The sequence below is a fragment of the Bacillus pacificus genome, from assembly GCF_020861345.1.
In the GTDB taxonomy this organism is placed as follows: Bacteria; Bacillota; Bacilli; order Bacillales; family Bacillaceae_G; genus Bacillus_A; species Bacillus_A pacificus.
Map to the genome: position 1 here is coordinate 1,328,934 of NZ_CP086328.1, position 24,530 is coordinate 1,353,463.

General features: G+C 33.6%; 25 protein-coding genes and 1 riboswitch. Of the genes, 16 read left to right on the forward strand and 9 right to left on the reverse strand.

All coding sequences use genetic code 11. The features are described from left to right. Positions 1-122 precede the first annotated feature (122 nt). The gene (gene kinB, locus LMD38_RS07070; protein WP_062821081.1) at positions 123-1,397 is read left to right on the forward strand and encodes a sporulation sensor histidine kinase KinB; all 1,275 of its coding nucleotides are present in this window, start codon (positions 123-125) and stop codon (positions 1,395-1,397) included. 53 nt (positions 1,398-1,450) lie between these two features. Here the strand turns inward: kinB and LMD38_RS07075 are convergent, their stop codons facing one another. Continuing rightward, a complete protein-coding gene (locus tag LMD38_RS07075) occupies positions 1,451-2,200 on the reverse strand; it encodes a DUF3967 domain-containing protein (protein WP_000388461.1) in 750 nt (249 codons plus the stop codon). A gap of 389 nt (positions 2,201-2,589) precedes the next feature. On the opposite strand from LMD38_RS07075, the gene nucA reads away from it, so the two are divergent. Both nucA and comJ read left to right on the forward strand, forming a co-directional pair. Beyond that, positions 2,590-3,024: a DNA-entry nuclease gene (gene nucA / locus LMD38_RS07080; RefSeq protein WP_000811499.1), complete on the forward strand. Its 435-nt coding sequence runs from the start codon at positions 2,590-2,592 to the stop codon at positions 3,022-3,024. 35 nt (positions 3,025-3,059) lie between these two features. Then, positions 3,060-3,449 carry a competence protein ComJ gene (comJ, locus tag LMD38_RS07085; RefSeq protein ID WP_061182412.1) on the forward strand — a complete coding sequence of 130 codons (390 nt, stop codon included), beginning with the start codon at positions 3,060-3,062 and terminating at the stop codon, positions 3,447-3,449. Positions 3,450-3,486: 37 nt separating this feature from the next. Here the strand turns inward: comJ and metE are convergent, their stop codons facing one another. Both metE and LMD38_RS07095 read right to left on the reverse strand, forming a co-directional pair. After that, complete coding sequence (gene metE / locus LMD38_RS07090; RefSeq protein WP_062821080.1) at positions 3,487-5,775, reverse strand: 5-methyltetrahydropteroyltriglutamate--homocysteine S-methyltransferase; 2,289 nt, start codon at positions 5,773-5,775, stop codon at positions 3,487-3,489. 128 nt (positions 5,776-5,903) lie between these two features. Continuing rightward, positions 5,904-6,091, reverse strand: a riboswitch (cobalamin riboswitch). A gap of 353 nt (positions 6,092-6,444) precedes the next feature. Further along, positions 6,445-7,002 (reverse strand): PadR family transcriptional regulator, encoded by a 558-nt coding sequence (locus LMD38_RS07095; RefSeq protein ID WP_062821079.1) that lies wholly within the window; start codon positions 7,000-7,002, stop codon positions 6,445-6,447. A gap of 104 nt (positions 7,003-7,106) precedes the next feature. On the opposite strand from LMD38_RS07095, the gene LMD38_RS07100 reads away from it, so the two are divergent. Further along, a complete protein-coding gene (locus tag LMD38_RS07100; RefSeq protein WP_001053964.1) occupies positions 7,107-8,543 on the forward strand; it encodes an IS4 family transposase in 1,437 nt (478 codons plus the stop codon). 207 nt (positions 8,544-8,750) lie between these two features. On the opposite strand, the gene LMD38_RS07105 is transcribed toward LMD38_RS07100, so the two are convergent. Next, positions 8,751-10,292 (reverse strand): MDR family MFS transporter, encoded by a 1,542-nt coding sequence (locus LMD38_RS07105; protein WP_061183943.1) that lies wholly within the window; start codon positions 10,290-10,292, stop codon positions 8,751-8,753. A 424-nt stretch (positions 10,293-10,716) separates the two neighbouring features. Between LMD38_RS07105 and LMD38_RS07110 the strand changes: the two genes are divergently transcribed. Further along, a complete protein-coding gene (locus tag LMD38_RS07110) occupies positions 10,717-11,217 on the forward strand; it encodes a hypothetical protein (protein ID WP_000708167.1) in 501 nt (166 codons plus the stop codon). On the opposite strand, the gene LMD38_RS28805 is transcribed toward LMD38_RS07110, so the two are convergent. Beyond that, entirely contained in the window at positions 11,157-11,390 is a 234-nt protein-coding gene (locus LMD38_RS28805) for a hypothetical protein (RefSeq protein WP_041184695.1), read from the reverse strand. The two genes, LMD38_RS07110 and LMD38_RS28805, sit on opposite strands and share 61 nt — an antisense overlap. A gap of 162 nt (positions 11,391-11,552) precedes the next feature. Here LMD38_RS28805 and LMD38_RS07120 point away from each other — a divergent pair, with 162 nt between their 5' ends. Further along, positions 11,553-12,194: a diguanylate cyclase domain-containing protein gene (locus LMD38_RS07120; RefSeq protein WP_000680842.1), complete on the forward strand. Its 642-nt coding sequence runs from the start codon at positions 11,553-11,555 to the stop codon at positions 12,192-12,194. A gap of 630 nt (positions 12,195-12,824) precedes the next feature. Beyond that, on the forward strand, positions 12,825-13,487 hold the full coding sequence (locus LMD38_RS07125; RefSeq protein WP_000922491.1) for a YkyA family protein: 663 nt from the start codon (positions 12,825-12,827) through the stop codon (positions 13,485-13,487). A gap of 31 nt (positions 13,488-13,518) precedes the next feature. Here the strand turns inward: LMD38_RS07125 and LMD38_RS07130 are convergent, their stop codons facing one another. Continuing rightward, positions 13,519-13,977, reverse strand: coding sequence for a YkyB family protein (locus LMD38_RS07130; protein ID WP_000804868.1), 459 nt, complete (start codon positions 13,975-13,977; stop codon positions 13,519-13,521). Between the two features lie 177 nt (positions 13,978-14,154). Here LMD38_RS07130 and ppx point away from each other — a divergent pair, with 177 nt between their 5' ends. Together ppx and LMD38_RS07140 are read left to right on the forward strand one after the other, a co-directional pair. After that, positions 14,155-15,693: an exopolyphosphatase gene (ppx, locus tag LMD38_RS07135; protein WP_000658869.1), complete on the forward strand. Its 1,539-nt coding sequence runs from the start codon at positions 14,155-14,157 to the stop codon at positions 15,691-15,693. Positions 15,694-15,800: 107 nt separating this feature from the next. Continuing rightward, positions 15,801-17,909 carry a polyphosphate kinase gene (locus tag LMD38_RS07140; RefSeq protein WP_014893533.1) on the forward strand — a complete coding sequence of 703 codons (2,109 nt, stop codon included), beginning with the start codon at positions 15,801-15,803 and terminating at the stop codon, positions 17,907-17,909. A gap of 159 nt (positions 17,910-18,068) precedes the next feature. Here the strand turns inward: LMD38_RS07140 and LMD38_RS07145 are convergent, their stop codons facing one another. Then, positions 18,069-18,305 (reverse strand): hypothetical protein, encoded by a 237-nt coding sequence (locus LMD38_RS07145; RefSeq protein ID WP_000283744.1) that lies wholly within the window; start codon positions 18,303-18,305, stop codon positions 18,069-18,071. 97 nt (positions 18,306-18,402) lie between these two features. Then, positions 18,403-19,260: a metallophosphoesterase gene (locus tag LMD38_RS07150; RefSeq protein ID WP_000724516.1), complete on the reverse strand. Its 858-nt coding sequence runs from the start codon at positions 19,258-19,260 to the stop codon at positions 18,403-18,405. 242 nt (positions 19,261-19,502) lie between these two features. Between LMD38_RS07150 and fadH the strand changes: the two genes are divergently transcribed. The 3 genes from fadH to LMD38_RS07165 all read left to right on the forward strand — a co-directional run bounded on the left by fadH (position 19,503) and on the right by LMD38_RS07165 (position 22,381). Then, the gene (gene fadH, locus LMD38_RS07155) at positions 19,503-20,267 is read left to right on the forward strand and encodes a 2,4-dienoyl-CoA reductase (protein WP_062822403.1); all 765 of its coding nucleotides are present in this window, start codon (positions 19,503-19,505) and stop codon (positions 20,265-20,267) included. Positions 20,268-20,492: 225 nt separating this feature from the next. After that, entirely contained in the window at positions 20,493-21,710 is a 1,218-nt protein-coding gene (locus tag LMD38_RS07160; RefSeq protein ID WP_000564304.1) for an EAL domain-containing protein, read from the forward strand. A gap of 182 nt (positions 21,711-21,892) precedes the next feature. Then, positions 21,893-22,381 carry a DUF3993 domain-containing protein gene (locus LMD38_RS07165; RefSeq protein WP_001233820.1) on the forward strand — a complete coding sequence of 163 codons (489 nt, stop codon included), beginning with the start codon at positions 21,893-21,895 and terminating at the stop codon, positions 22,379-22,381. 108 nt (positions 22,382-22,489) lie between these two features. Here the strand turns inward: LMD38_RS07165 and LMD38_RS07170 are convergent, their stop codons facing one another. Beyond that, positions 22,490-22,726 (reverse strand): glutaredoxin family protein, encoded by a 237-nt coding sequence (locus LMD38_RS07170; RefSeq protein WP_000717880.1) that lies wholly within the window; start codon positions 22,724-22,726, stop codon positions 22,490-22,492. A gap of 233 nt (positions 22,727-22,959) precedes the next feature. On the opposite strand from LMD38_RS07170, the gene LMD38_RS07175 reads away from it, so the two are divergent. The 4 genes from LMD38_RS07175 to abbA all read left to right on the forward strand — a co-directional run bounded on the left by LMD38_RS07175 (position 22,960) and on the right by abbA (position 24,438). Then, entirely contained in the window at positions 22,960-23,196 is a 237-nt protein-coding gene (locus tag LMD38_RS07175; RefSeq protein ID WP_000055151.1) for a YkuJ family protein, read from the forward strand. A gap of 200 nt (positions 23,197-23,396) precedes the next feature. After that, positions 23,397-23,546 carry a hypothetical protein gene (locus tag LMD38_RS07180; protein WP_000440537.1) on the forward strand — a complete coding sequence of 50 codons (150 nt, stop codon included), beginning with the start codon at positions 23,397-23,399 and terminating at the stop codon, positions 23,544-23,546. 74 nt (positions 23,547-23,620) lie between these two features. Beyond that, a complete protein-coding gene (locus tag LMD38_RS07185; protein ID WP_000896650.1) occupies positions 23,621-24,139 on the forward strand; it encodes a ribonuclease H-like YkuK family protein in 519 nt (172 codons plus the stop codon). A gap of 107 nt (positions 24,140-24,246) precedes the next feature. Continuing rightward, positions 24,247-24,438, forward strand: coding sequence for an antirepressor AbbA (gene abbA / locus LMD38_RS07190; RefSeq protein WP_000817794.1), 192 nt, complete (start codon positions 24,247-24,249; stop codon positions 24,436-24,438). Positions 24,439-24,530 lie beyond the last annotated feature (92 nt).

Below are 24,530 nucleotides of genomic sequence, written 5' to 3' on the forward strand. Positions count from 1 at the left end.
ACAATTATTATGTGTTGTTAACAAAGAATTAACAAATATGTTAAGAAAAATCAAAATTTTAAAACAAACAAACCTGTAAAATGATATAATCATATCAAAATACATATAGGGGATGAGAGGCTATGGAGCTTATCCGTGATTTAATGATCCAAATTGCCATCATTATTTTGCCACTATTTTTATACGAAGCGATTCGTTTAAATCGTTATCAAGAAATGCCTCCGAAGCCGAACCGCTACTTTATTATGTTTTTATCTAGCATTACACTCGTTCTCTCTATGACATACTCTATTTGTTTTGGGGACGTTTGCGGGTATAACTTTCACCCAATCCCAATTGTTAGTGGTTTTTTATATGGTGGGATTGTTGGTTTAATCCCGGCCGTTATTTTTGTTGTCTATGAATGGGCGCTAAAGGGCATAAACCTTCTTCCAGTCATAGAAGTAATATTTCTATTGATAGTTCCATTATTTTTATCAAAGAAATGGTCTCTATTTTCAAGGGATAAGAAGCTAATTTTAGCATTTATGATTTCATCATTGTACGTACTTGTTTCTTTAGTGATTGGTATGATTAACGTTCTGTTAGAAAAGGGATTTACACCATATGTTTCGCACTTATATAGCGGATATATATTTGCTTCGCTTATTATGGTTATGACAATGGTATTTCAGGTGTACTTAACAGAATATTTAAATGAAAATGCAATACTACGTACAGAGATGCAAAAGTCAGAGAAACTTAATATTGTAAGTGAGTTAGCAGCAAGTGTTGCACATGAGGTTCGAAACCCACTCACTGTTGTTCGTGGTTTTATTCAATTGCTAGAAAGTACGGAAGATGTGAAGAATAAGGATTATATGCGTCTCGTATTAGCTGAATTGGACCGGGCAGAACAAATTATTTCAGATTATTTAAATTTAGCAAGACCACAAATTGAGAAAAAAGAACATATTTGCTTATCCGCTCAATTAATAGAAATGACAACTCTTATGTCATCATTTGCAGCGATGCAAGGTGTATATTTGCAAGTTGAGATTTCTGAAAGTCTTTATACGATCGGTGATAAAACGAAATTGAAGCAAGCTATTATGAATGTTGTTAAAAATGGTATTGAAGCAATTCAAGGAAATAAAGGATATTTAAAAGTAACGGCTATGCAAAAAGATGAAACGATTGTAATAAGAGTTAAAGACAGTGGTGTTGGGATGACGAAAGAACAATTAGCAAGGCTCGGACAACCGTATTATTCTTTAAAAGAAAAAGGGACAGGATTAGGACTAATGGTAACATTTAGTATTTTACAAGCGCATAATGGTACGCTGGAATATAAAAGCGAAAGTGGGAAAGGGACTGAAGCGATTATTATATTGCCAGCTGTAAGAAATAAGGAATAAAAGTTACCGATAGAAGGTAACTTTTTATTTTATATTAGAAAAAATATATTATGCTATTCAGTTGTTTTTTCTTGTTTTGTTCGGCTAAATAAACTTCTAAATGATTGGAAAAAGCTTTGTTCTTTTGAGGCGGCGACTAATCTTTTTGTTTCTTGAATTTCGCGAATTACTTGCATAAGTTGTGCATCACGGTTGCTATCTTTATTATAAATTTGATTTACGAGTTTATTCATTTTTTCTTCTTGTTTAGATTCTCGTTTATACATATGATTCATTAATAAGTCCATCTTTTCTTTTTGCAGAGCATCTGTTTGAGCGGCATGATCCACTAACTCTTGTAGCATTTTTTCTTGAGATCCTTCTTTTACATAAACTTGTTGCATCAACTCATCTAGCTTTTCATCTTTTAAACGATTTTGGGTAATAAGGGTAGAATTTTGATGAATAATGGCTTCATTTAGTTGAGCGAGCATTTCAAGTTTTAACATGAACTCCTCGAAGTTACGCCCATCTTCTTTTTCTTTCGGTTGTATTTCTTGCGTATCTTGTATAACTGGTACAGGTGGGGCCTCTTTTTCTTTTAAAATAATTGGTATCGTTTCTGAAATATCTTCCTGCAATGTAGCAGCTCTTTCATGTATAGATTTCAATAGTTTTAAATCATCAAGTTTATAAATACGAGCATCAGCTGTTTTAGAAATTATATAACCATGTTCCTCTAACAGTTGACTATATTTGCGGACTATATGTTTTGGGATGCCTGTTTTATTCGTCACATCTTTCGTTTTATAGGTAGCTTCCATGATATTTCCTCCCCAAAAAGTATCGTATATATCATTTCAATCTTTTATGAGGACTTCCTTTGAAAAAGAATGTCGGAAGGTTATTAGTTTTCTACAGCATTAGTGAAAAGATGAAGAAAAATGAGAGTTTTTGGCGGAATGGCGAAGAAGAGCTAAAATAATGTCTGAAAACATATACAGGATAAGTTTGTTATAATAAAGTGAAACTTTAATCAGTGGGGGTTTTATTCATCCACCACTGATTATCAGCCCTCACCAATCGGGCTTTTACGGACAGTTAATCCCCCACCTAACTTCTTTGCTTTCGCTGAATTTTGAGGTGGGGGTCTTACTGCTCGTTAATGCGTGATAACTGAGGAAAAGAAACAGGTAGAATCACGGAGGTATACATGAAACAATTAAAAGGTATTATCATTTCAATTATTGCAATTCTTTCTATTGTAGTAGCGGTGTATGAAGTGCTTGTTCCAGAGGAAACAAGTATTAAAAAAACAAATGCGTATGATCAAGTTCTAGAATTTCCGAAAGATCGATATCCAGAGACAGGGAAACATATTACGGATGCTATAAAAGAAGGACATTCAGAAGTTTGTACAATCGACCGTGGTGGTGCTGCGGATAGAAGAAAATTATCGTTAGCTCCATACCCATCAAAAAAAGGGTATGATCGTGATGAATGGCCAATGGCGATGTGTAAAGAAGGCGGAAAAGGAGCGCATATTGAATATATAAGTCCAGCCGATAACCGCGGAGCAGGCTCTTGGGTAGGAAATAAGTTAGATAAATACCCAGATGGTACGCGTGTGAAATTTGACGTAAAGTAGTAGTTGCATATTTCATAATGAAGGAGAAGGGAACGATGGAGTTAACAATTTCGTATTCGCAATTAATGTTGATGAACTATGACGGTGATCAGCCTTACGTTGACTGGACGGATGAAGATTTTGAAAGAGGTTATGCGAAGGCGGATGGAACTGTTATTTTTGAAGCACTTTCTGATTATACTTGTGAAGTAAAAGTGACCCTAGGGAAACATATTGAGAAAAAAGAAGTGATTAGAACGGTTACAGTTCCTTTTACAGTTGAAAATGAATGTATCGTTGTAGCAAGTATTCTTTCAAATAAATTTCAAATTCCTATTCCAAATGGTGAGTATACGGTTGTATTACAAGCAACACCTCTTGAAGAACCAACGGATGATGAATTATATAAAATACAATATGAATTCTTTTTTGAAAGTAAAGAATAAAAAATGGGGTATCCTCAAAAAGGATACCCCATTTTTATTATGCGTTTGTTTTTAGCAAGGAACGAGCGTCTTTTGCCGCTTGCACCATGTGCTCTAAAGCTGGAATAACTTCTTCTGTTCTTCTCGTTTTCAAACCACAATCAGGATTAATCCAGAAATATTTAGGATCGCATACTTTTAAAGATTGTTCTACGATTTTATACATTTCATCTTTACTTGGTACACGTGGGCTATGAATATCATATACACCTAGACCGATGCCTTTTTCATATGTTGTATGTTTTAATGTATCAATAAATTCACCGTGACTTCTTGATGTTTCGATAGAAATCACATCTGCATCTAATGCGCGAATCGCATCAACGATATCTTCGAAGTTACTGTAACACATATGAGTATGAATTTGTGTTTCATTTGCTACAGAAGAAGTTGCTAAAAGGAAGGATTGTACTGCCCATGTAATATAAGCGTCCCAATCTTTTTCTTTTAGTGGCATACCTTCACGAAGTGCTGGCTCATCGACTTGAATTACTCGAATTCCAGAAGATTCAAGTCGTTCAATTTCGTGACGAAGAGCTAATGCAATTTGATATGAAACTTCTTTTCTTGGAATGTCATTTCGAACGAAGGACCAATTTAAAATCGTAACAGGTCCAGTTAACATTCCTTTTACAACTTTTTCTGTTAAGCTTTGTGCATAAACAGTTTCCTTAATAGTCATTCCATCAATAAAGGCTACATCACCATAAATAACAGGTGGTTTTACGCAGCGAGAACCGTATGATTGTACCCAACCGTTTTTAGTGAATGAGAAACCAGCAAGGCGCTCACCAAAATATTCGACCATGTCAGTTCTTTCAAATTCACCATGTACAAGAACATCAAGACCAATTTCTTCTTGGTAACGAATCCATTTTTCTGTCTCTTTTTCAATAAATTGTTCATATTGTTCATTTGAAATAGCACCGTTACGCCATTCTTTTCGCGTTTGGCGAACTTCAGTTGTTTGCGGGAAGCTACCGATAGTTGTTGTTGGTAACAACGGTAACTTCAGGGCAACTTGTTGTAATTCATATCGTTTTTCAAATGGAAGAGGACGTGAAAAATCTTCTTCTTTTAATGCTGTTCGTGCTGCTTTGACATCTTCTCGGTTACGTGCAGCAGATGAACGAATTGTATGATGTACATTTCGATATGTTTCCAGCTCATTATGAATGCTTTCTGTACCTTGAGTTAGAGCGGAATGAATAAGAACTAACTCTTCTAATTTTTGATTTGCAAATGCCAACGCATCAAATAGCTCAGTCGATAAGTGAGTTTCTTCTGTTTTATCGATTGGCGTATGCAATAAGCTACAAGAAGGCTGAACGATGAAATCTTTCGTTTGGACTTGTTTTTGTAACGTTGTAAATAACGTAAGAACTTCATCAAGATCGGCTCTCCAAATGTTACGGCCATCTATACAACCAACAGCTAAAGTTTTATCAGCTGGGAATCCATATTTTGAAATAGCATGTAGATTACCTTCTTTACCATGAACGAAATCTAATCCAATACTTGATACTGGGAATGTAATAATTTCTTCATAGTTTTCTTCTACACTATCAAAATATGTTTGTAAAAGAAGATTCGCATTTGGAACTTCTTTACGAATAGCTTCATAAATTTCTTTTGCTTGTTGAACTTCTTCTTTCGTTAAAGAAGCGAAAATCGGTTCATCAACTTGAATGATTTGTGCACCAGCTGCATGTAGTTCTGAAAGCAGTTGTACGTAGGGTGCAACTAACTGTTTTAAAATAGTAGCAAATTGTTCTTGTGTATAGCCTTTAGCTAATTTCAAGAAAGTATATGGTCCTAAAATAACAGGTTTTCCATCTATTCCTAATTCTTGTTTTGCCTCTTCGTATAAGCGAAGTGGACGATTATCTTTTAAAGAGATTTGTAATCCCTCTTCATATTCTGGAACGATATAATGATAGTTTGTGTTAAACCATTTTGTCATTTCGGAAGCTACGTGATCTTTAGAGCCACGCGCCATTGCGAAATATACATCAAGGTAAGATGTAAACTCAGAAAAACGTGATGGGATAAATCCTAGCATATAAGCAGTGTCCAAAACGTGATCGTAATATGTAAAGTCGCCAATTGGAATAAGTTCAATCCCTTTTTCTTGCTGTGCTTTAACGTGTTGAAGACGAATTTCTTTCATTGTTGTTAAAAATTGTTCTTCATCAATTTTATTAGACCAAAAAGCTTCCAATGTTTTTTTCCACTCTCGTTGTAGTCCGATACGTGGATAACCTAAGTTACTTGTTTGAATTGCCATTTCAAATTCCTCCCCAATTGAAAGTAAGCATTTCCGTTTACTAGGAAATACCTATAACAAAAAGCATAAAGGCATAGAAAATAAGCCTTCCTTTTTGTTTTAACACCTCATCATCATCCGTGAATCTATCAGTGTTGTTAAAACAGGCAGGTCTCCTGACTTATGCTTCATATGATTTCTTTCACCTTCCCGTTTTCACAGTGGCATTAAAAAGAAATCTCAGCATTTACAGTGGCGGGACCGTGTTGGAGTTTCACCAAGCTTCCCTTTTAAACACGAAACAAACTGTTCGTGTACCCATTTTCCTTTTGAAAGGAATTTAACAAGCGATATGATATTGAAACAAATTCTAACACAATTTTTGGAATTTTGTCTACTGTTTTGAAATAAGAAAATTCTAAAGTTTTTTTATTTTAATTATTTGTATTTTTCTGATTTTTTTAGAGTGGAGAAACATGAGGAGAATTGAAATAAAGTGCGATTAAATTGATAAAGAAATGGGTACCTATACATACATAAGATGCCAGTTATGTTATTAAATAATTGGTTTATCTTATATAGAAAATTAAACAAGCATAACCCCATCCTAAATTAGAATGGAGTTATATTTGTTTTAGAATTTGAAATAAAATAACTATATTGTCATTTTACAGTTTCTATTTTGAAAGTTTAATCCACATCTATATCAATTTCTGAAAGTCGCCCGGCAACAGCATCTGCAAGAAGGGTGTTTAACCATTGCAATTCAACTGTAATATGTTCAATAACGCTTTGCAAAATATATAGTTGTGCGCGTGGGATTTTTCCTTTGCTACAGTCATAAATAGTTTGCATGTTATGTAAATATTGAACGGTATCATTTTTCTTTTTTTCTAAAATAGGAATTAACTCTTGATCATCACCAAAATGAGCGAAAGAGAGTGCCGAATAAATTGGTTTATATATTTGATTTTTTGCCTCGAATTGTTTTAATAATAATGTGTGAAATAAACGTTTACCTTCGTTTGTTATATGAAAAATTGTTTTATCTGGTCTATTTGTATCTCGAACAATAGTTGTAACACGAATTGCCCCTTGTTTTTCTAATTGCTCAAAGGCATAGTAAAGTGATCCTTTTGCATATTTAATATAACAGTCCATTTGTCGTTCTTTCATTATGTGCTGCACTTCATATGGATGTTTATCCCCTTCGAGTAGCAAGCCGAGAATGACTAATTTCATGCTCATGCTGTCTCAACCCCATGCCCATCAACTTAAGAATTTTCACTACCCCCAAGTGACAAAAAACGTTATTCTTTCTAAAAAGCTAGCTAGAAAGGGTGACATTTTTTATGAATCTTTCGATTCAAGATGAATTACAACTATTTTCTGAAGAACTGTATCGTCATTTAACCCCTTCTCTTTTGGAAGAACTCGCAAAAGAATTGGGTTTTGTAAAAAGAAAACGAAAGTTTTCTGGAAATGAATTAGCTACCATATGTATTTGGGTAAGTCAACGTACAGCGAGTGACTCGCTTGTTCGACTATGCAGTCAATTACATGCGGCCACAGGCACTCTTATGAGTCCAGAAGGACTCAATAAACGCTTTGATAAAAAAGCGGTTGAATTTTTGAAATATATTTTTTCGGCATTATGGAAAAGTAAAATCTGTGAAACATCGGCCATTTCAAGCGCGGCGCTCACGTATTTTCAACGAATTCGTATTTTAGATGCGACGATTTTCCAAGTACCAAAACATTTAGCCCATGTATATCCTGGATCAGGTGGTTGTGCACAAACAGCGGGTATCAAGATTCAATTAGAATATGACTTACATAGCGGACAGTTTCTAAACTTTCAGATAGGTCCAGGAAAAAATAATGATAAGACCTTTGGAACAGAATGCTTAGACACATTACGTCCAAGCGATTTATGTATCCGTGATTTAGGTTATTTTTCATTAGAAGACTTAGATCAAATGGATCAACGAGGTGCTTATTATATATCCAGATTAAAATTAAACCATACCGTGTATGTAAAAAATCCGTTTCCAGAATACTTTCGAAACGGAACCGTAAAAAAGCAATCACAGTATATCCAAGTTGATTTAGAACATATTATGAACAATTTAAAACCCGGTCAAACATACGAAATAAAAGAAGCTTACATTGGAAAGAATCAAAAACTATTCACACGTGTAATTATCTATCGTTTAACAGACAAACAGATACAGGAACGTAGAAAAAAACAAAGTTACACTGAAAGTAAAAAGGGTATTACATTTTCAGAAAAGAGTAAACGATTAACGGGTATCAACATATATGTCTCAAATACGCCTGAAGGAGTTGTTCCGATGGAACAAATACATGACTTTTACTCCCTTCGCTGGCAAATAGAAATTATTTTTAAAACGTGGAAATCCTTATTTCAAATTCATCATTGGCAAACTATCAAAAAAGAGCGATTAGAATGTCATGTGTATGGAAGACTTATTGCCATCTTTATCTGTTCTTCTACGATGTTTAAGATGCGTAAACTTCTTTTGCAAAAGAACAAAAGAGAATTAAGTGAATATAAAGCCATTGGGATGATTCAAGATCATGTATCGCTGTTATATCAAGCGATACAGAGAAACACCCAAAATCTAACAAAGATTTTAATCCGTTTGTTCGACCTCCTACAGAAGAATGGACGGAAATCTCATCGATATGAGAAGAAAACTATCTTTGATATTATGGGTGTTGTCTATGAGTATAATGGGTTTGGAAAACAAAAGAAAGCTGCATAATTTTTAAAATGAAACTCGTTAGAGTTTATTTGGTGTGTGTACTTTTCAATACCAAAAGTACATTACGTGTTTTTTAGTTTGTTTGAACGAAAGTTCATTTTGTTTTCGTTCTTAAGTTGATGGGCATGTGTCTCAACCCCTATATATATAAACTTTATACATATTATAAACGGCATATCCGTTTTCATAAAGGGATATGCCGTTATATTAGCTTACTTGCTTTTGTTTTTGTTTCGTTGTTGGTCCTGTAAAAAGACGCTCATTTCCCATAAGTAAAATGCAAATAATACTTAGTACAGCCGGGATCAGTGCCCAGAAGAATGTACTGGCAATAGATGTAGCTAGAGCTTCTTTAATACCAGTTAATATTTCAGCTGGTATTTTATCGGTAGCACCTGGTGATAATAAGAAACTTGTGTCTCCACCCTTTGGAGCTAATTTTGCTAGTTCAGGTGGGAAGAGAGTGTTTAGTTTATCTGTAAAAATATGATTTTGAATTGTACCGAAAATTGTTACACCAAGAGTCATACCGAGTGAACGGAAAAATGAGTTTGTTGATGTAGCAGAACCACGGTCTCTCATTTCTAATTTGTGAATCGAAGACATACTTAAAACTGAGAATGAGAAACCAACACCAAGTCCAGCGAGAACCATAAATAGTGTTACGAGTAGGCGAGGTGTATCCATTGTTAAAGTGCTTAGTAAATAAATGCCAAGAACGAAGAAAACTCCAGATGCCATCATAATGTTACGATAACTTGTTCGAGAAGCTAACTGTCCACCCGTTTGACTTCCAATTACAGAGCCAATCATCATAGGTGTTAAAATTAACCCAGCATTTGAGGCTGAACCACCGAGAACACCTTGAACAAAGATTGGGATATAAACTGTACAGATGATAAAAGCGGCACCATAGAAAAAGGCAACACCTTGGCTAGCTGCGAATAAAGGTTTTTTAAATAGATGGAAAGAAATGATAGGCTCGGTTGCTTTTCGTTCTACGAAGAAGAAAATAATAAGCATAATAACAACTGTTGTAAATAAGCCGATAATCACAGTGGAATTCCATGCGTATTCTTTACCACCAAGTTCTAAGGCGAACATTAAGCAAACGATACTAATAACAAGTGTAATAGCGCCAGCCCAATCAATTTTTTGTTTTCTAAATTCTAGAGATTCACTGTAATATTTCGTAATGAAGAAGAAGGAAATAAGTCCTAATGGAATATTAATATAGAAGACCCAGTGCCAACTTATATAGTCTGTAATATAAGCACCTAATAAAGGGCCGAATACACTAGATGTTCCGAAAACAGCACCGAATAGCCCTGTCATTTTTCCGCGCTTTTCTGGTGGGAATATGTCGTACATAATAGTGAAGGCGATAGGCATAAGAGCGCCGCCACCAATTCCTTGAATTGCTCTATAAATACTTAGTTGCTCAATACTAGATGCTGTTCCGCAAAGTGCAGAACCGAACAAGAAAAGAATAAGGCCACCAATATAAAAGCGTTTCCGTCCATACATATCAGAAAGTTTTCCGAAGATAGGCATCCCTGCCATTGTTGCTACCATATATGCAGACGTAACCCAAACGAACTTGTCAAATCCTCCTAGGTCTCCAACGATTGTTGCCATTGCTGTTGCAACGATTGTATTATCCATTGCAGCCATTAAAATACCAAGTAGTAAACCCGCAACAACAAATTTTGTCTTGCTGGAGTCTTTTTTTGATAATTGAGATTCCAAAGATAACCCTCCTTTAATAATAAGTAAACTATATTAAGTTTTGAGTGCAGCGCATAAAAATTATAAATATATTTTTTAAAATCAATTTACACAAGTGCACTGACAAAGCCATAAAGAATATTATAGTCAAATTTGACTAAAAGGCAAACTTTTTTTCCGTCAAAATATTCTGTTGTATGGACAGCGAAAGAGTGAGTAATACTTAGTATTGGTAAAAAGTCAATGAAGGAAATTGTAAAAAAATATTTCAGTAAGAATACCTGCTGTTAACAGATGAAAAATGGTTTTTTCTTTACTTTGTCGAATAGGATAAAAGGAAGAGTAATAACTATATATCGTTTGTAACGAGCTTTATTAATATTGTGTAGAGAGGCAGAATAAGGTCGTATGGATATGATGCATCTGAAATGGGGTGAATATTATTATGAAAATATGGAAACGAATTCCGGATCAAGGAAGGCGTTCAATACCGCTACAACCGGTATTATGGATTGATGGCTCAAAAAAGGAAAACGAATGTCCTAACGTAGCAGTTACATTACAAATCCGTAGTATGTATAAAGAAAAATTTTCATATGAACTGACCTGTGATGTAAACGACATACTTATTATTCGAATTGAAGTTGAAAATAAAGGAATGAAAATGATTTCACGAGTTGTAGTAAGTCATATGATTCGGGATTATTTTGCATATATTCCAAATTCATTAAAGGCTGATAAGGGAATGAGCGAGTTTCTGTTCCAGCTTGTAAGGTGGAGAATCGATAATTTATTACCAAATGAGAAGGTAGAATTAATTTGTAAAATAAAAGCAAATAAAGATAAAGAACTCAAAAACACACTATTTCAGGCTACATATACATTTCAATATAACGGAGTATCATATGGTCCGCTGCAAACAAATGAAGTTGTTGTACGGCAATGATAAAAAGGAACCTGTATGAAAGGTTCCTTTTTTGTTCGATCCATATTTACAATAGCGTCAATTTGATTATATGTAATGAAGTTTACTCCGAAAGAATTAAATAGTAATTTTAGCGACAACAGAAACCCCGATAGTAAACGTATAATATCTGATAGATTTTTCTTTTGTAGCATGTAGGTCACCATATTTCTAAAATGATGTATGGTATATATGAAATAGAATAGAAATGGTAGACAAGCTTAAGCGGAAATGTACACTCAATATGTACATTTTTTATTTTGTAGAAAAACATAATTGTTATAGAAACATATATTGGTATAGAAGGGAGGCGAAGTATGAAACATAAAGGGAAAATTAGTGGATTATTACTTGGGAATACAGTGGCAGTTACAGAATGGATTGCGCTTCAGGATGTAATTACAAAACTGGATTCGCGATCATTTTATACCGTCTTTATTATTTATATATTGCAAATGATACTCAGCTATTATTTTGGACATTGGTATGATAAAAGAGCGAGTGGGCGTATGGATACGGAAGTAGGAGGAATGGCAAGTAATGATTTTGTAGTTGATTTTTTTGAGAAAGTAGCTGCTTTATCAGAACGAGATTCTCATAATATTACAGTGTACATTCTTTCTGTGAAAGAATGGAAAGGACTAAAAGAAACAGTGCAAGAAAAAAAATTGGAGGTGTTAGTACAAAAGTTGGAGAGTACGATTGTAAAGACAATTCGTAAAGGCGATGTCGTTACGAAGTGGGATGAAAATAAGTATGTTATTGTGGCGATCGATAACGGACATGAAAAATCGACAATAACAAACCGATTAATGAAAAATATTGAAAGTGAAATAGAAAATGGCTTGTTAAGTATGACTCTATTATTTGGGGCTGCTAGTTATCCAATAGAAGGAAAAACGTTTGAAGAATTGTTAAGAAAGGCACAAAATCAATTGTACCAGCATAGAAATTCGTAAAAAAATAAGTAAAACTTTGATGTAAAGAAATATGATATGAAGAAGTTTTGATTGTAACATTTTTTTGACTTTTATTACAAAAAGGACTTTTTTTGTAATAAAAGTCTTTAAAAATATATGAAATAGGCATATAATTATGATGGATGTGTCAATGCATTTTGCACAATGTGTTTCACTTTAAAAGTGTAGAGGAAAGCATACTCTACACTTTTCCTTTTTAGGGAATAGTTGCAAGATAGCATTTATACTGTGTAAAATGAACAAAGAGATTATTTGATAGAAAGCGGGAAAGGGAATGATAGAATGATAGACGTGAGAGAACAACGAACATCTTTTATCAGGTGAATGATTACTGTTGTTCTTCAAATTAGTATGGTTGTGATGAATTCCGTTGTACTTTTGTGTAATACATAATATCAATAGGTTTTAAAAAGTGCCAAGTAAAAGATGGATATGGAACTGCTATTTAGTCCAAAAACGGAAAATGTAATTTCAAGTAATACAATTTGTACAAGCATTATAAACAATATGAATGATTTTCGTGAAAAAGGTGCGAGTGTGGAGTTTATAGAAGGTTATACAATTTCATAGCTTTTTACACGATGATCGTATATAAGTAGGAGGAAAAAGATGTTGAAATATAGTAAATTAGCAATTGTAACTGCATTATCAATGACTTTACTAGCGGGTTGTTTCGGGCCGAAACCAGAAGAGGAATTATATGTTGCATTTGAAAATGCTGCAAAGCAAGAAAAAACAATGTTTGAAGATGCAAAAAAACTTGAAACTTTAGAGAAAGAGGGACAAGAATTATATAACCAGATTGTTCAAGAAGGAAAAGATAATAATCAAACTGTTAAGGAAAAACTAAACCAAGCAGTGAAAAATACAGATGAACGAGAAAAAGTGCTTAAAAAAGAAAAAGAATCTTTAAATAAGGCACAAGAAGAAGTGAAATCGGCAGATAAATATGTGAAGAAAATTGAAGATAAGAAATTGAAAGATCAAGCGGATAAAGTGAAAAGCACATATGAGAAACGACATGATTCATTTAACAAAATGTATGATAGCTATAATAAATCGTTAAAACAAGAAAAAGAATTATATACAATGCTACAAGATAAAGGTACAAAATTAAAAGATATTAGTGAAAAAGTAAAAGTAGTAAATCAGTCTTACAAAGATATTGAATCAGAAAAAGACAAGTTTAATGAATTTACGAAATCTTATAATACAGAAAAAATAGCTTTTTATAAACAAGCAAATATTAAAATTAAAGAAGAGAAAAAATAAAACAGTTTGGCCTACAATTGGCCAAACTGTTTTATTTTTTTGTATAGGTACGACTATACCATGGGACAGGTTCACTTAATTTTTTTTCTTGTTTTAGCGCTTCAGGACCAATATAATCTTGAAGTGTTTTTTTTGCTACTGTTAAAGATAAGGTTGTTTTCGGATTTCGATAGGAGGATTCAAGATGACCGAGATGTGGTAGGATTCGAAAATCTTCTTTTGTAGGAGGAATATGGAAAAAGTAATCACCTAAACGTATAAGAACATCAGATTGTTGTTGGCTAAAACGTGGATTTCTAGAGAAATGTAATCCTTCTTTAATAGCTTTTTTTTCAGTAATTAAGCGTTCTAAAGCTGTCTTTTTTAACCAGTATAAATACTTCGGATTAGTTGCAGCTTTAGCATGACGATTCACAACGAAAATAGATTGAGCTAGTCGATTAATAGAATGTTGGTTTTGTAATTGAGATTGTGGTTGTGAAGGTTTCATATTAAATCTCCTTTCAATTTTTCATTATTATACCATAAGTAAAAGCGATTTTTATTATATGCAAAAAGTGATTGTATATATTTTCAATATTAAAGCAATATTGTTACAAAAAACAACTATTTTGTATAATAGTAATAGAATGTGTTTTAGAAATTTGATAATGAAAGAGTGAGAAGTTTGAAAGAAATATTAAAACAGCAATATGCCATTATAGATATTGGATCTAATACAATGCGTTTAGTTATTTATGAAAAGCAAAACGGAGGTTTTTATAAAGAGATTGAGAATACGAAAGTGGTTGCAAGGTTAAGGAATTACTTAGTCGATGGTGTGTTGATTGAAGAAGGAATAGAGGTATTGTTACAAACATTATTTCAATTTCAAGAAAGTACACGATTCCATCAGTTGCGCCATGTACTTTGTGTTGCAACAGCAACAATTAGGCAGGCTGAGAATCAAGAGGAAATTAAAAAACTTGTTGAAGGACAAACAGACTTTACTCTTAGAGTATTATCAGAATATGAAGAAGCACGTTACGGCTATTTAGCGGTTATGAATTCAACTTCGTTCTCGGAAGGGATTACAGTAGATATTGGTGGAGGAAGTACGGAAGTTACATACTTTCGAAATAGAGAGATTTTAGAGTATCATAGCTTTCCTTTTGGGGCACTTTCTTTAAAGCAACAATTTATTAAAGAGGATATACCTACTGAAGAAGAGTTGGACAAGCTTCAAACGTACCTAGAATATCAATTTCGAACATTACCATGGTTAATTGATAAGAAATTACCCCTTATTGCAATTGGTGGTAGTGCGAGGAACTTAGTGAAAATTCATCAAAATTTAATTTGTTATCCTATAGCAGGAGTACATTTATACAAGATGAAAGAAGAAGATATTAAAAATGTGAAAGAAGAATTGGAAGGCTTGTCGTTCATAGAACTTCAAAAATTGGAAGGATTGGCAAAAGATCGAGCGGATACAATTGTTCCCGCAGTCGAAGTATTTCATACGCTTGTTAATGTTATAGAGGCACCAGCATTTGTATTAAGTAGAAAAGGATTAAGAGAAGGTGTTTTCTATGAAGAGTTGACAAAAGATTTGGGGATTTCATATTATCCGAACGTGGTCGAAGAAAGTTTGTATTTATTATCACATGAATATGAAATGGACATGGAATTTGTAATGCAGCTTATTAAACATGGAAGATTAATTTGTCAACAGCTTGAAGAAACAGGGCTGATTTCTATGTCAGTAAAAGACTGGGAAGTGTTCCATCAAGCAGCGAAAGTATTTAATATAGGCAAATATATAGACGAAGAAGCGAGCCGCTTACATACGTTTTATTTATTAGCAAATAAAACAATTGATGGTATGATGCATAAAGAGCGAGTTAGATTAGCGCTTATTGCGTCTTATAAATCAAAAATGTTATTCAAACAACATCTGTCTCCGTTTGAAGGATGGTTTGATAAAAACGAACAAAAAAAAATCCGCCTATTAGGGGCTGTTTTACAATTTTCAGCAGCTCTAAATATAAGACAAAGATCGCTTGTTGAATCGATATCTATAACAGAAAGTAAAGAAGGATTAACATTTAAAATTGTATGTGAGCAATCGGCATTAGCGGAAAAAGTGCAAGCTGAAAAGCAAAAAAAGCAGCTGGAAAGAGTATTGAAAACGAATATTAACTTATTCTTCGAATCAAAACACTAAGTTGTACGGATGTCTTTACAAAAAAATAACACTTTGGAATATTGTAATTTGTTAAAATGAAAGTAACTAAATTATAGTAAAAAAGTTTCAAGGGAAGTGTGAAGAGGATGGAAATGTTGAAGGGGAATATAGTCAATTTAAATGATACAGCTTATTACAACAATAGAGAACTAAGTTGGTTAGCATTTAATGAACGTGTACTACAAGAAGCACAGGATGAGATGAATCCGCTTTTAGAAAGATTAAAGTTTATTAGCATTTTTAGCTCCAATTTAGATGAATTCTTTATGGTACGTGTAGCAGGATTGAAGGATCAAGTGAGCGCTGGGTTTAACCAACCAGAAAATAAGGCTGGCTTAACACCAAAAAAGCAATTAAATAAAATTGCGATAAAGGCCCATGAATTAATGACTGTACAATATGATACGTTTAAAAATTATGTGTTGCCAGCGTTAGAGTTAGAGGGGATTGAGCGTTTAACATTCCATGATTTGACGAAAGAACAAAGAGAATTTATAGAAGAGTATTTTGATGAGCAAATTTTCCCAGTCTTAACACCTGTAGCTATCGATGCGTATCGTCCATTTCCTATGTTATTAAATAAAAGTTTGAATTTAGCTACTCTTTTATATGATGAGAAACAAGTGGAGGAAGAAAACCGCACGAAGTTAGGAATTGTACAAGTTCCTTCATTACTTGAACGTTTCATATTTTTACCGAGTGAAGGGCAAAAGCATAAATTTATTTTATTAGAAGATGTAATTAGTGGTTTTACTCATAAATTATTCACTGGATATAAAGTATCATCTGTTACTCGTTTCCGTATTACACGCAATGCGGATTTAACGATTCATGAAGAAGGTGCGAGAGATTTATTAAAAGTAATTGAAAAAGAATTAAAAAAGCGTAAGTGGGGAGCTGCTGTACGTTTAGAAGTTGGCAAAGAACACATTGATGAAAGAGTATTAGCGTTATTATATGAAGTGTTGGAAGTAAAAGATGAAGATGTGTATATAATGGATGGACCGTTAGATTTAACATGTCTATTTTCTTTATATAAAAAACTAGCGCCTTTATATGAACATTTAGTATATCCGGCTCTTATTCCGCAACGACCTCAAGATTTAGGGGATGCGGAAGATGTATTCGAAAAAGCAATTGAGCATGATATTTTATTACATCATCCGTTTGAATCGTTTCAGCCAGTAGTTGATTTTGTTCGTGATGCAGCAGACGACCCGAATGTACTTGCGATCAAACAAACATTATATCGAGTAAGTGGTGATTCTCCAATTATTCAGGCGCTAAAGGTAGCGGCTGAAAAAGGGAAACAAGTGACGGTATTAGTTGAGTTAAAGGCAAGGTTTGATGAAGAAAATAATGTGCATTGGGCTAAAGAATTAGAACAGGCGGGTTGTCATGTGATTTACGGTGTAAGTCATTTGAAAACACATAGTAAAATTACGCTAGTTGTAAGAAGAAAAAACGGAAAAATTGAAAGGTTCGTACATCTTGGAACCGGAAATTACAATGATGCAACCGCAAAGCTATATACTGATTTTGGCTATATTACATCACGAAAAGACTTTGGGGTCGATGCAACAAATTTCTTTAATTATTTGAGTGGTTATACAACAAAGCCGCATTTTCATCATTTATCGGTTGCACCATTTGATATAAGAGAGCAATTTATCGATTTAATAGATGAAGAAATTCGTTATCATAGGCAATATGGAAATGGATATATCATTGCTAAAATGAATTCATTAACTGATAAACCACTTATTAAAAAAATGTATGAAGCATCACAAGCTGGAGTAAAGGTAGAGCTCATCGTTCGAGGAACATGCTGCCTACGACCTGGTATTCCAAATGTAAGTGAAAATATTCGTGTAGTTAGTGTTGTCGGGAGATATTTAGAACATAGCCGTATTTATTATTTCCATCATAATGGAGAAGAGAAAATATATTTATCTTCAGCTGACTGGATGACAAGAAATATGGAGAAACGTGTAGAAATATCTTTCCCGATATTAGATATTGAAATGAAGGCACGAATTAAGGCGATTTTACAGCTTACTTTAGCTGATAATGTGAAAACACGTGAACAAAATAAAGACGGTGAATATTATTATGTTATTAATAATGGGGCAGAAGAGATTGATAGCCAAGTGAAGTTATTTAAGATGGCGTATCAAAACACAGATGCTGAATAATGAGAACAAAGTAAAAAACCTCTTTTTTAAGAGGTTTTTTACTTTGTTCTCTACTTATTATAAAGGATGCGTAGAGAGAATACTTTTTATTATAAGCATGTTAATGGATTATGAATCGGTTAAGAAAGGAAATAACATTAGTAGAATTGTTGCGGTACATTAATAATAGAATGGTTGTTGACAAGGTCCGCCATAACAAGGATAAGGTGTCGGCGGTGGGAAAGGTGGTGGATATGGTGGGTAATACGGTCTAGGACCGAAAGCTAATGCTCCGCCAAGCAGTCCACCAGCAATACCAGCTAGAAATGGGACGCCAAAAAACGGAAAGAAGCGTGAGTCGCCTACTGGACCAATAGGTGCTGAACGGACTGGGATTGGTTGATAATATGGATACATGAACAAACCTCCTTTATTGGACTCACTTTTATCATATGGTAAATGAAACATGGATGAGCGCGTACAAGAAAGGATATGTAAGAAAATAGGCGAATGATTACGAATGTTGGAGTGTAAAAATTGTTATCTCAGGTTTTGCCATAAATCGGAATGGGACACGTGTTCTGCCAAGGCCGCGATTGACATAGAGAGCTAAATCTTGGATCGTATAGAAACCTTCTACATAATTTTTAGCAAGTGCTGGGGTAATAATAGCGCCTAAAAAAGGGATTTGTACTTGTCCGCCATGGCTATGACCAGAAAGTTGTAAGTTAACCGGATATGTAGCAATTTGCGGTGCAATATCTGGTTCGTGAACAAGAACAATGTTATAAATGTTTTTCCGAGCGCGCTGTAGTGTCTCCTTTATTTTTGGTTTGCCTAATAGTATATCATCAAGACCGAAAATTGAAATTTCACTATTATCCAGTAGACGGATTCTCTTTTCACTGTTTAGTAACAGTTCAAATCCAGATTCACGCATGATGTGTTCGTAGTATTCCGTTCCATATCCGCCGTGATCATGGTTACCATAAATAGAAAATTTACCGAAGGGTGCTTGTATATTTTTTAAAATAGATGCAACGAAAGGAGTGTCAGTATATGTTTGATAATTATCAATGAGATCACCAGTAAAAAGAACAATGTCGGGTTTTACAGCATTAATTTTAGAAACGATTTGAGATAAATGTTGGAGAGAGAAATAGTACCCGAGATGTAAATCGCTAAATTGAAGAATCTTCATACCGTGAAAGCTTTTTGGTATGAGTTGTGATTTCAATGTATGTTCTGTAAAAGAGAGCAGATGAGGCTCAATATATTTAGCGTAATAGTATCCGATACTAGTCGTTATAAATGAATATAGGCAAGTACGCATTCCAGTTTTTAAAAAATCTCTTCTCGTAATTTTCTTCATAAAAATATGAGTATACCTATTTGTCTTATATTACATGTGTTCGTTACATTTACAGGTTACTCAAATCTCCTTTCGTTTTTTTTAATATATTTTAAATCATGTAAAAGTAGTATAGATAACGAAAAAGTGAATAAAAAGAAATCTCTTTACGTTAAAATATCAGAAAAGTTTAAAAATATAAAGATTTCTATTAAATAAAATGATAAAATGAATGTGTATTCATTTTTTGGAGGGGGATATATATGAAAGAAAAAGTAGTTATTGTAACAGGTGGATCGAGCGGAATGGGAAAAGGAATGGCGACTCGCTTTGCAAAAGAAGGGGCACGAGTTGTTATTACAGGACGTACAAAGGAAAAACTAGAGGAAACAAAATTGGAAATTGAACAATTTCCAGGACAAATATTACCGGTACAAATGGATGTAAGAAATACGAATGATATTCAGAAAATGATTGAACAGATTGATGAGAAGTTTGGACGAATTGATATTTTAATCAATAATGCAGCTGGAAACTTTATTTGTCCAGCAGAAGATTTATCTGTGAACGGCTGGAATTCGGTTATTAATATTGTGTTAAACGGTACATTTTACTGTAGCCAGGCTGTCGGAAAATATTGGATTGAAAAAGGTATAAAAGGAAATATTATTAACATGGTAGCAACATATGCGTGGGATGCAGGTCCGGGAGTTATTCATTCGGCTGCAGCGAAGGCTGGAGTATTAGCAATGACGAAGACACTCGCTGTTGAGTGGGGACGTAAATATGGAATCCGAGTTAACGCTATTGCGCCAGGACCAATTGAACGTACGGGCGGTGCTGATAAATTATGGATTTCAGAAGAAATGGCTAAGCGTACGATACAAAGTGTTCCGCTTGGAAGACTTGGTACGCCAGAAGAAATTGCAGGTCTAGCTTATTATTTATGTTCAGATGAAGCTGCGTACATAAATGGAACTTGTATGACAATGGATGGAGGACAACATTTACATCAATATCCATTTTAAAAGGGATAAGGAAAATGTGACGGAATTGTGACATATGAAAGAAAAGTGTTTACAAGAGGTCATATATACGTTATATTTAAGACCTCTTTTTTCTTCATAGTAGAATTGCTAATTCCCCTTAGCATTTTACCCCTCTAATCCCTTCAGGAAAACTGAAGGGATTTTTTATTATTTTTCCGTAAATATCATGTTATAATTTTTGAAAAGTAAAGGGAGGGAAGCACGTTGATAGATGCATTAGATGTAATGAGTAACTTGGATAAAGTCCTTCCTTATTATCAAGCAATTTTTAGTGCTGATGAACATACTGTAATTGGATATGAAGTAGTAGGGCGTATTCAAACAGAAGAGGGCATACAAAGTTTAGCTTCTTTCTTTCATGATGACTCTATTCCAAGTGAGTTTCAACTAGAAGCGGATAACATTATAGTAGAAAAAGCTTTAAATCGTTATTTAGAAAGTGATCAAAAACTATTATTATTTATACATCGGAATGCTAACGTATTGATGAACGATGATGATGAAAGTTTGCTTCAACTTTTATTGATGTATGAAAAACAAGGTTTAAATTTGAAAAACATTGTTTTAGAAATTACAGAACATGAATGTAAAGAAGATATAGAGCAATTTAATCATTTGCTTATGTATTATCGTACATATGGTATTCAAATTTCGATTAATAAAGTCGGAACAGGTACAAGTAATTTAGAACGTATTAGCGTGTTAGCACCTGATATTTTAAAAGTAGATTTAACAAATTTAAGGCAAACTGCACTTTTACAATCTTATCAAGATATTTTATATTCTTTATCATTACTTGCTAGAAGAATTGGTGCGACATTGTTATATGAAGAAATAGATGCTTTTTATCAATTACAATATGCATGGAAAAACGGTGGTAGGTACTATCAAGGGAATTATTTGAAAGAATGCTTACCTGATTTTATTGAAACGAACGTTTTGAAAGAACGACTTGGTAATGAGTGTCATCAATTTATTCAACATGAGAAGAAAAAACTACAAAAGATTTATAATTTAACAGAAATGTTACGTGATCGAATTGGCGATGTTTTAGCCAAACAGAAAAAGAATGAAGATATAAATGATTGGTTATTACAATTTAGCCAAAGTGTATCACAATGTAGTTTTCGTATATTTATTTGTAACGAAGATGGTTTCCAACAATCAGGAAACGTTATGAAAAAAGATGGGGAATGGATTGTGATGCCTGAGTATTACATGAAGAACTGGAGTTGGCGCCCGTATTTTCTAGAGAATATTATGAAAATGCGTTTTGAGAATAAGGCAAGACTTTCAGATTTATATGCTGATATTGAAACCGGTGAGATGGTACGAACATTTTCTTTCCCGATTGATGATGAAAACTTTTTATTTATAGATTTATCGTATGAATATTTATATGAAGAAGATGTTTTATTTTAATGCACGAAGAGATTCGTGCATTTTTTGTTTGTTTTTATCATAAATTGGTAATAGTGAAAATGGTGCCGAAAATGCTGTCTATCGTTGTAAAGATTTTACGAACGAAACCAGCCCTTTCTTTGCATAATCATTGTTACAATGAATACTACAAAGACAAGTTTTCTAAAAAGGAAGGTGAAAAAATGAGGAAATATGGAATATGGTTAGTTCTATTTGTATGTGTTGCCTTTCTAGTTGGTTATAGTGTTACAACTGTTTTAGGAAAAGAGGAAGTGAAAGTCGATCGGAAAGAAGTGTTTGTAACGATACAAAAAGGCTATGAAAGCCAATTTTCAATTCGTGGGAAGCGTTTGCCGATGAATAAGATGATAGAAACGTTATCACCATATTTTACAGAGAATTTCCTTCAAGTATTTACAGATGAAAATAGTAGAAGTGATAAACAAAGTGGTGAATATTTACTTCCAGCAAAAGAAGCGCCATTTTCTTTTAATTCAGAAACGAAAATGTCATATGATGAAGAGCATAAAATTTTATATGTTTATGAGCGGGCGAAAAGTGGACAATATCAAATTGTAACATTGCAAAGAGATCAAGGGAAATGGAAATTGGCCGGATATCATGAAAGCCAAGAACTTTTAACTGAAATAAAAAGGTTACAACAATTATAAAGTGAAACTTTAATCAGGGCATATCCTGTTTAATATGAACTTGCCACAATCAGATGCATACTTCCAAAATATAGCGGGATAAAAATAGGAATAGGTCTTTACCTATTCCTATTCTATATTAAGAAGTTGTTGTAATTTTTCAATTTGAAAACCAGCAACAACTTCTCCATCAATTACAACCGTCGGAGTTGAATAAGAATCATAGTCATATAAAAGACGATTGCGAGCAGCGGCGTCTTTTTTTACGTCAAATTCTTCGTATACAACGTTATTATGCTTTAAAAATTCTTTCACAATAACACATGGCGGACAATCAGGTTGTGTGTAAACCTCAATTTTTTTCATTGCAATTCCTCCTTTTTACTGTTTTTTATTATATTCTTCCAGTATAAAAATCGCAATAAAGAAGGGAAAAGATGTTCTTTCTGTTTTTTCCTTCGTATTTCGACAAATTTTTAGTTGAGTTTCTGGCCAATAACCTTTATCCTAGAGTGTGGAACATTTTTTCTGTTATGACGGATAGAATGAGTATAGCTGTAAAACCTATTGGTAGGAAGATCAGAGAAAGGAGAGATTTCATGTCTCTACTCCAAGGAATTTTAACTCGACTTGTTAGTCTACAAGAACAAGCTGAAAGCGGTGAAGTAGCACAACGCTATTTTGAAGTGAACGGTGAGCGCAAATGTAGCGTGAAATTTTTCGATAAAAGTGAAATGTATGAGTTAGAAGTGTATCAACAAGGTGAAAAACCTCAAGTGTATCAATTCGATAATATCGACATGGTTGCAATTGAGATTTACGATATCATTTCTTGATACATATAAAAAAGGTGTTGCCATAGGGCAACACCTTTTTTAGTTCTATTACTTTTAGTATATATGTATAAGGATTTTTCATTTTTCCTACAATGGTAATAAAGTGAAAGTGTAATTAGTAGGGTTTCTTCGGCCTATACTGTTTATTATCCATCACCAATTGTAAATAGCGGGATGAAAATAGTGAGGAGGTGTGTTATATGGAACGTTTACCAGTTGTGATTTGTCCTAATTGTCACAATTCTGCTGAGATTATTCATGTACTAACGGCTCAATCGAATCAAAACGTAATTTATACGTGCCAAGTTTGCCATTATGTAATTCGGAATATTGAAACGAATAAAGGGTAGGGAGTTATAATTTTTGTTTTTGTCCCATACAATGAGAATACGAAAAGTCTGTCTAATTGAAAGGACGTGACTATGTGGCCGGTGAACATAAATTTTATAATGTTTCAGAGAGACATTTAAATTTTGATATGGTCTTTACCCGTATTTGTAATTTCATTGAAAAGGATCCGCGAAATTTATATCGTTTATCCATTGGGACAGACTCACAAGCACATCAAAAGGATACGAGGTTTATTACGGCAATTCATATTCATCGCGTTGGAAAAGGAGCCTGGGGGTGTTTACACCATCAATCAGTAAAAGATAAGCCAGCAACTTTACGTGAGAAAATATATTTAGAGACGCAGTTTAGTCAAGAAATTGCATGCCTATTTACTCCAAATCATATACAAACAATATGGGATTTATTGCATCCATATGCTCAAGATGGTGCTGGTTTTATAATGGAGATTCACTTAGATATCGGAAATGATGGTTTAACAAAAGAATTTATTCTAGATATGACAGCGAAAATTCAAGCGATGGGATTAACTGCAAAAATTAAGCCAGATGCTTATGCGGCGTTTAGTTATGCAAATCGATATACGAAATAAAAACAATTTATATATTTCTTCCACTAAAAACTGAATATTACATCTATTAAATAGGCTGAAAATTTTATATAATAATGGTAACGATGCGAGTATAAGGAGAGGGGTATATGAAAAGGGAATTTGTTTTAACGGAAGAAGAGGAAAGTTTGTTACTAGATATTTTATTTCAGCAAAATTATGCGAGTGAAATTTTAGCTGTGGAACTTACAGATATCGAGAATGGTTTAAAAAAGACAGACGTGATGCAATATAAAAAAATCACAAGGTTATTTTACAGATTAAAAAATAAAGGGTATTAAGCGCTACCGGAATGGTAGTCTTTTTTTTGTGTTATATGCTAAAATAGCTGTGTAATTTTGTTTTTTACTGAAAGAATGTAAGGACAAAATAA

Excerpts from the sequence above, each read along its gene's own strand:
- LMD38_RS07150 (WP_000724516.1), bottom strand. The coding sequence starts at position 19,260 with ATGAAGAAAATTACGAGAAGAGATTTTTTAAAAACTGGAATGCGTACT.
- LMD38_RS07075 (WP_000388461.1), bottom strand. The coding sequence starts at position 2,200 with ATGGAAGCTACCTATAAAACGAAAGATGTGACGAATAAAACAGGCATC.
- LMD38_RS07125 (WP_000922491.1), top strand. The coding sequence starts at position 12,825 with ATGTTGAAATATAGTAAATTAGCAATTGTAACTGCATTATCAATGACT.
- abbA (WP_000817794.1), top strand. The coding sequence starts at position 24,247 with ATGAAAAGGGAATTTGTTTTAACGGAAGAAGAGGAAAGTTTGTTACTA.
- kinB (WP_062821081.1), top strand. The coding sequence starts at position 123 with ATGGAGCTTATCCGTGATTTAATGATCCAAATTGCCATCATTATTTTG.
- LMD38_RS28805 (WP_041184695.1), bottom strand. The coding sequence starts at position 11,390 with ATGCTACAAAAGAAAAATCTATCAGATATTATACGTTTACTATCGGGG.
- fadH (WP_062822403.1), top strand. The coding sequence starts at position 19,503 with ATGAAAGAAAAAGTAGTTATTGTAACAGGTGGATCGAGCGGAATGGGA.
- LMD38_RS07140 (WP_014893533.1), top strand. The coding sequence starts at position 15,801 with ATGGAAATGTTGAAGGGGAATATAGTCAATTTAAATGATACAGCTTAT.
- LMD38_RS07120 (WP_000680842.1), top strand. The coding sequence starts at position 11,553 with ATGAAACATAAAGGGAAAATTAGTGGATTATTACTTGGGAATACAGTG.
- LMD38_RS07095 (WP_062821079.1), bottom strand. The coding sequence starts at position 7,002 with ATGAGCATGAAATTAGTCATTCTCGGCTTGCTACTCGAAGGGGATAAA.
- LMD38_RS07170 (WP_000717880.1), bottom strand. The coding sequence starts at position 22,726 with ATGAAAAAAATTGAGGTTTACACACAACCTGATTGTCCGCCATGTGTT.
- LMD38_RS07165 (WP_001233820.1), top strand. The coding sequence starts at position 21,893 with ATGAGGAAATATGGAATATGGTTAGTTCTATTTGTATGTGTTGCCTTT.
- LMD38_RS07130 (WP_000804868.1), bottom strand. The coding sequence starts at position 13,977 with ATGAAACCTTCACAACCACAATCTCAATTACAAAACCAACATTCTATT.
- LMD38_RS07100 (WP_001053964.1), top strand. The coding sequence starts at position 7,107 with ATGAATCTTTCGATTCAAGATGAATTACAACTATTTTCTGAAGAACTG.
- metE (WP_062821080.1), bottom strand. The coding sequence starts at position 5,775 with ATGGCAATTCAAACAAGTAACTTAGGTTATCCACGTATCGGACTACAA.
- LMD38_RS07175 (WP_000055151.1), top strand. The coding sequence starts at position 22,960 with ATGTCTCTACTCCAAGGAATTTTAACTCGACTTGTTAGTCTACAAGAA.
- LMD38_RS07145 (WP_000283744.1), bottom strand. The coding sequence starts at position 18,305 with ATGTATCCATATTATCAACCAATCCCAGTCCGTTCAGCACCTATTGGT.
- LMD38_RS07110 (WP_000708167.1), top strand. The coding sequence starts at position 10,717 with ATGAAAATATGGAAACGAATTCCGGATCAAGGAAGGCGTTCAATACCG.
- nucA (WP_000811499.1), top strand. The coding sequence starts at position 2,590 with ATGAAACAATTAAAAGGTATTATCATTTCAATTATTGCAATTCTTTCT.
- LMD38_RS07180 (WP_000440537.1), top strand. The coding sequence starts at position 23,397 with ATGGAACGTTTACCAGTTGTGATTTGTCCTAATTGTCACAATTCTGCT.
- comJ (WP_061182412.1), top strand. The coding sequence starts at position 3,060 with ATGGAGTTAACAATTTCGTATTCGCAATTAATGTTGATGAACTATGAC.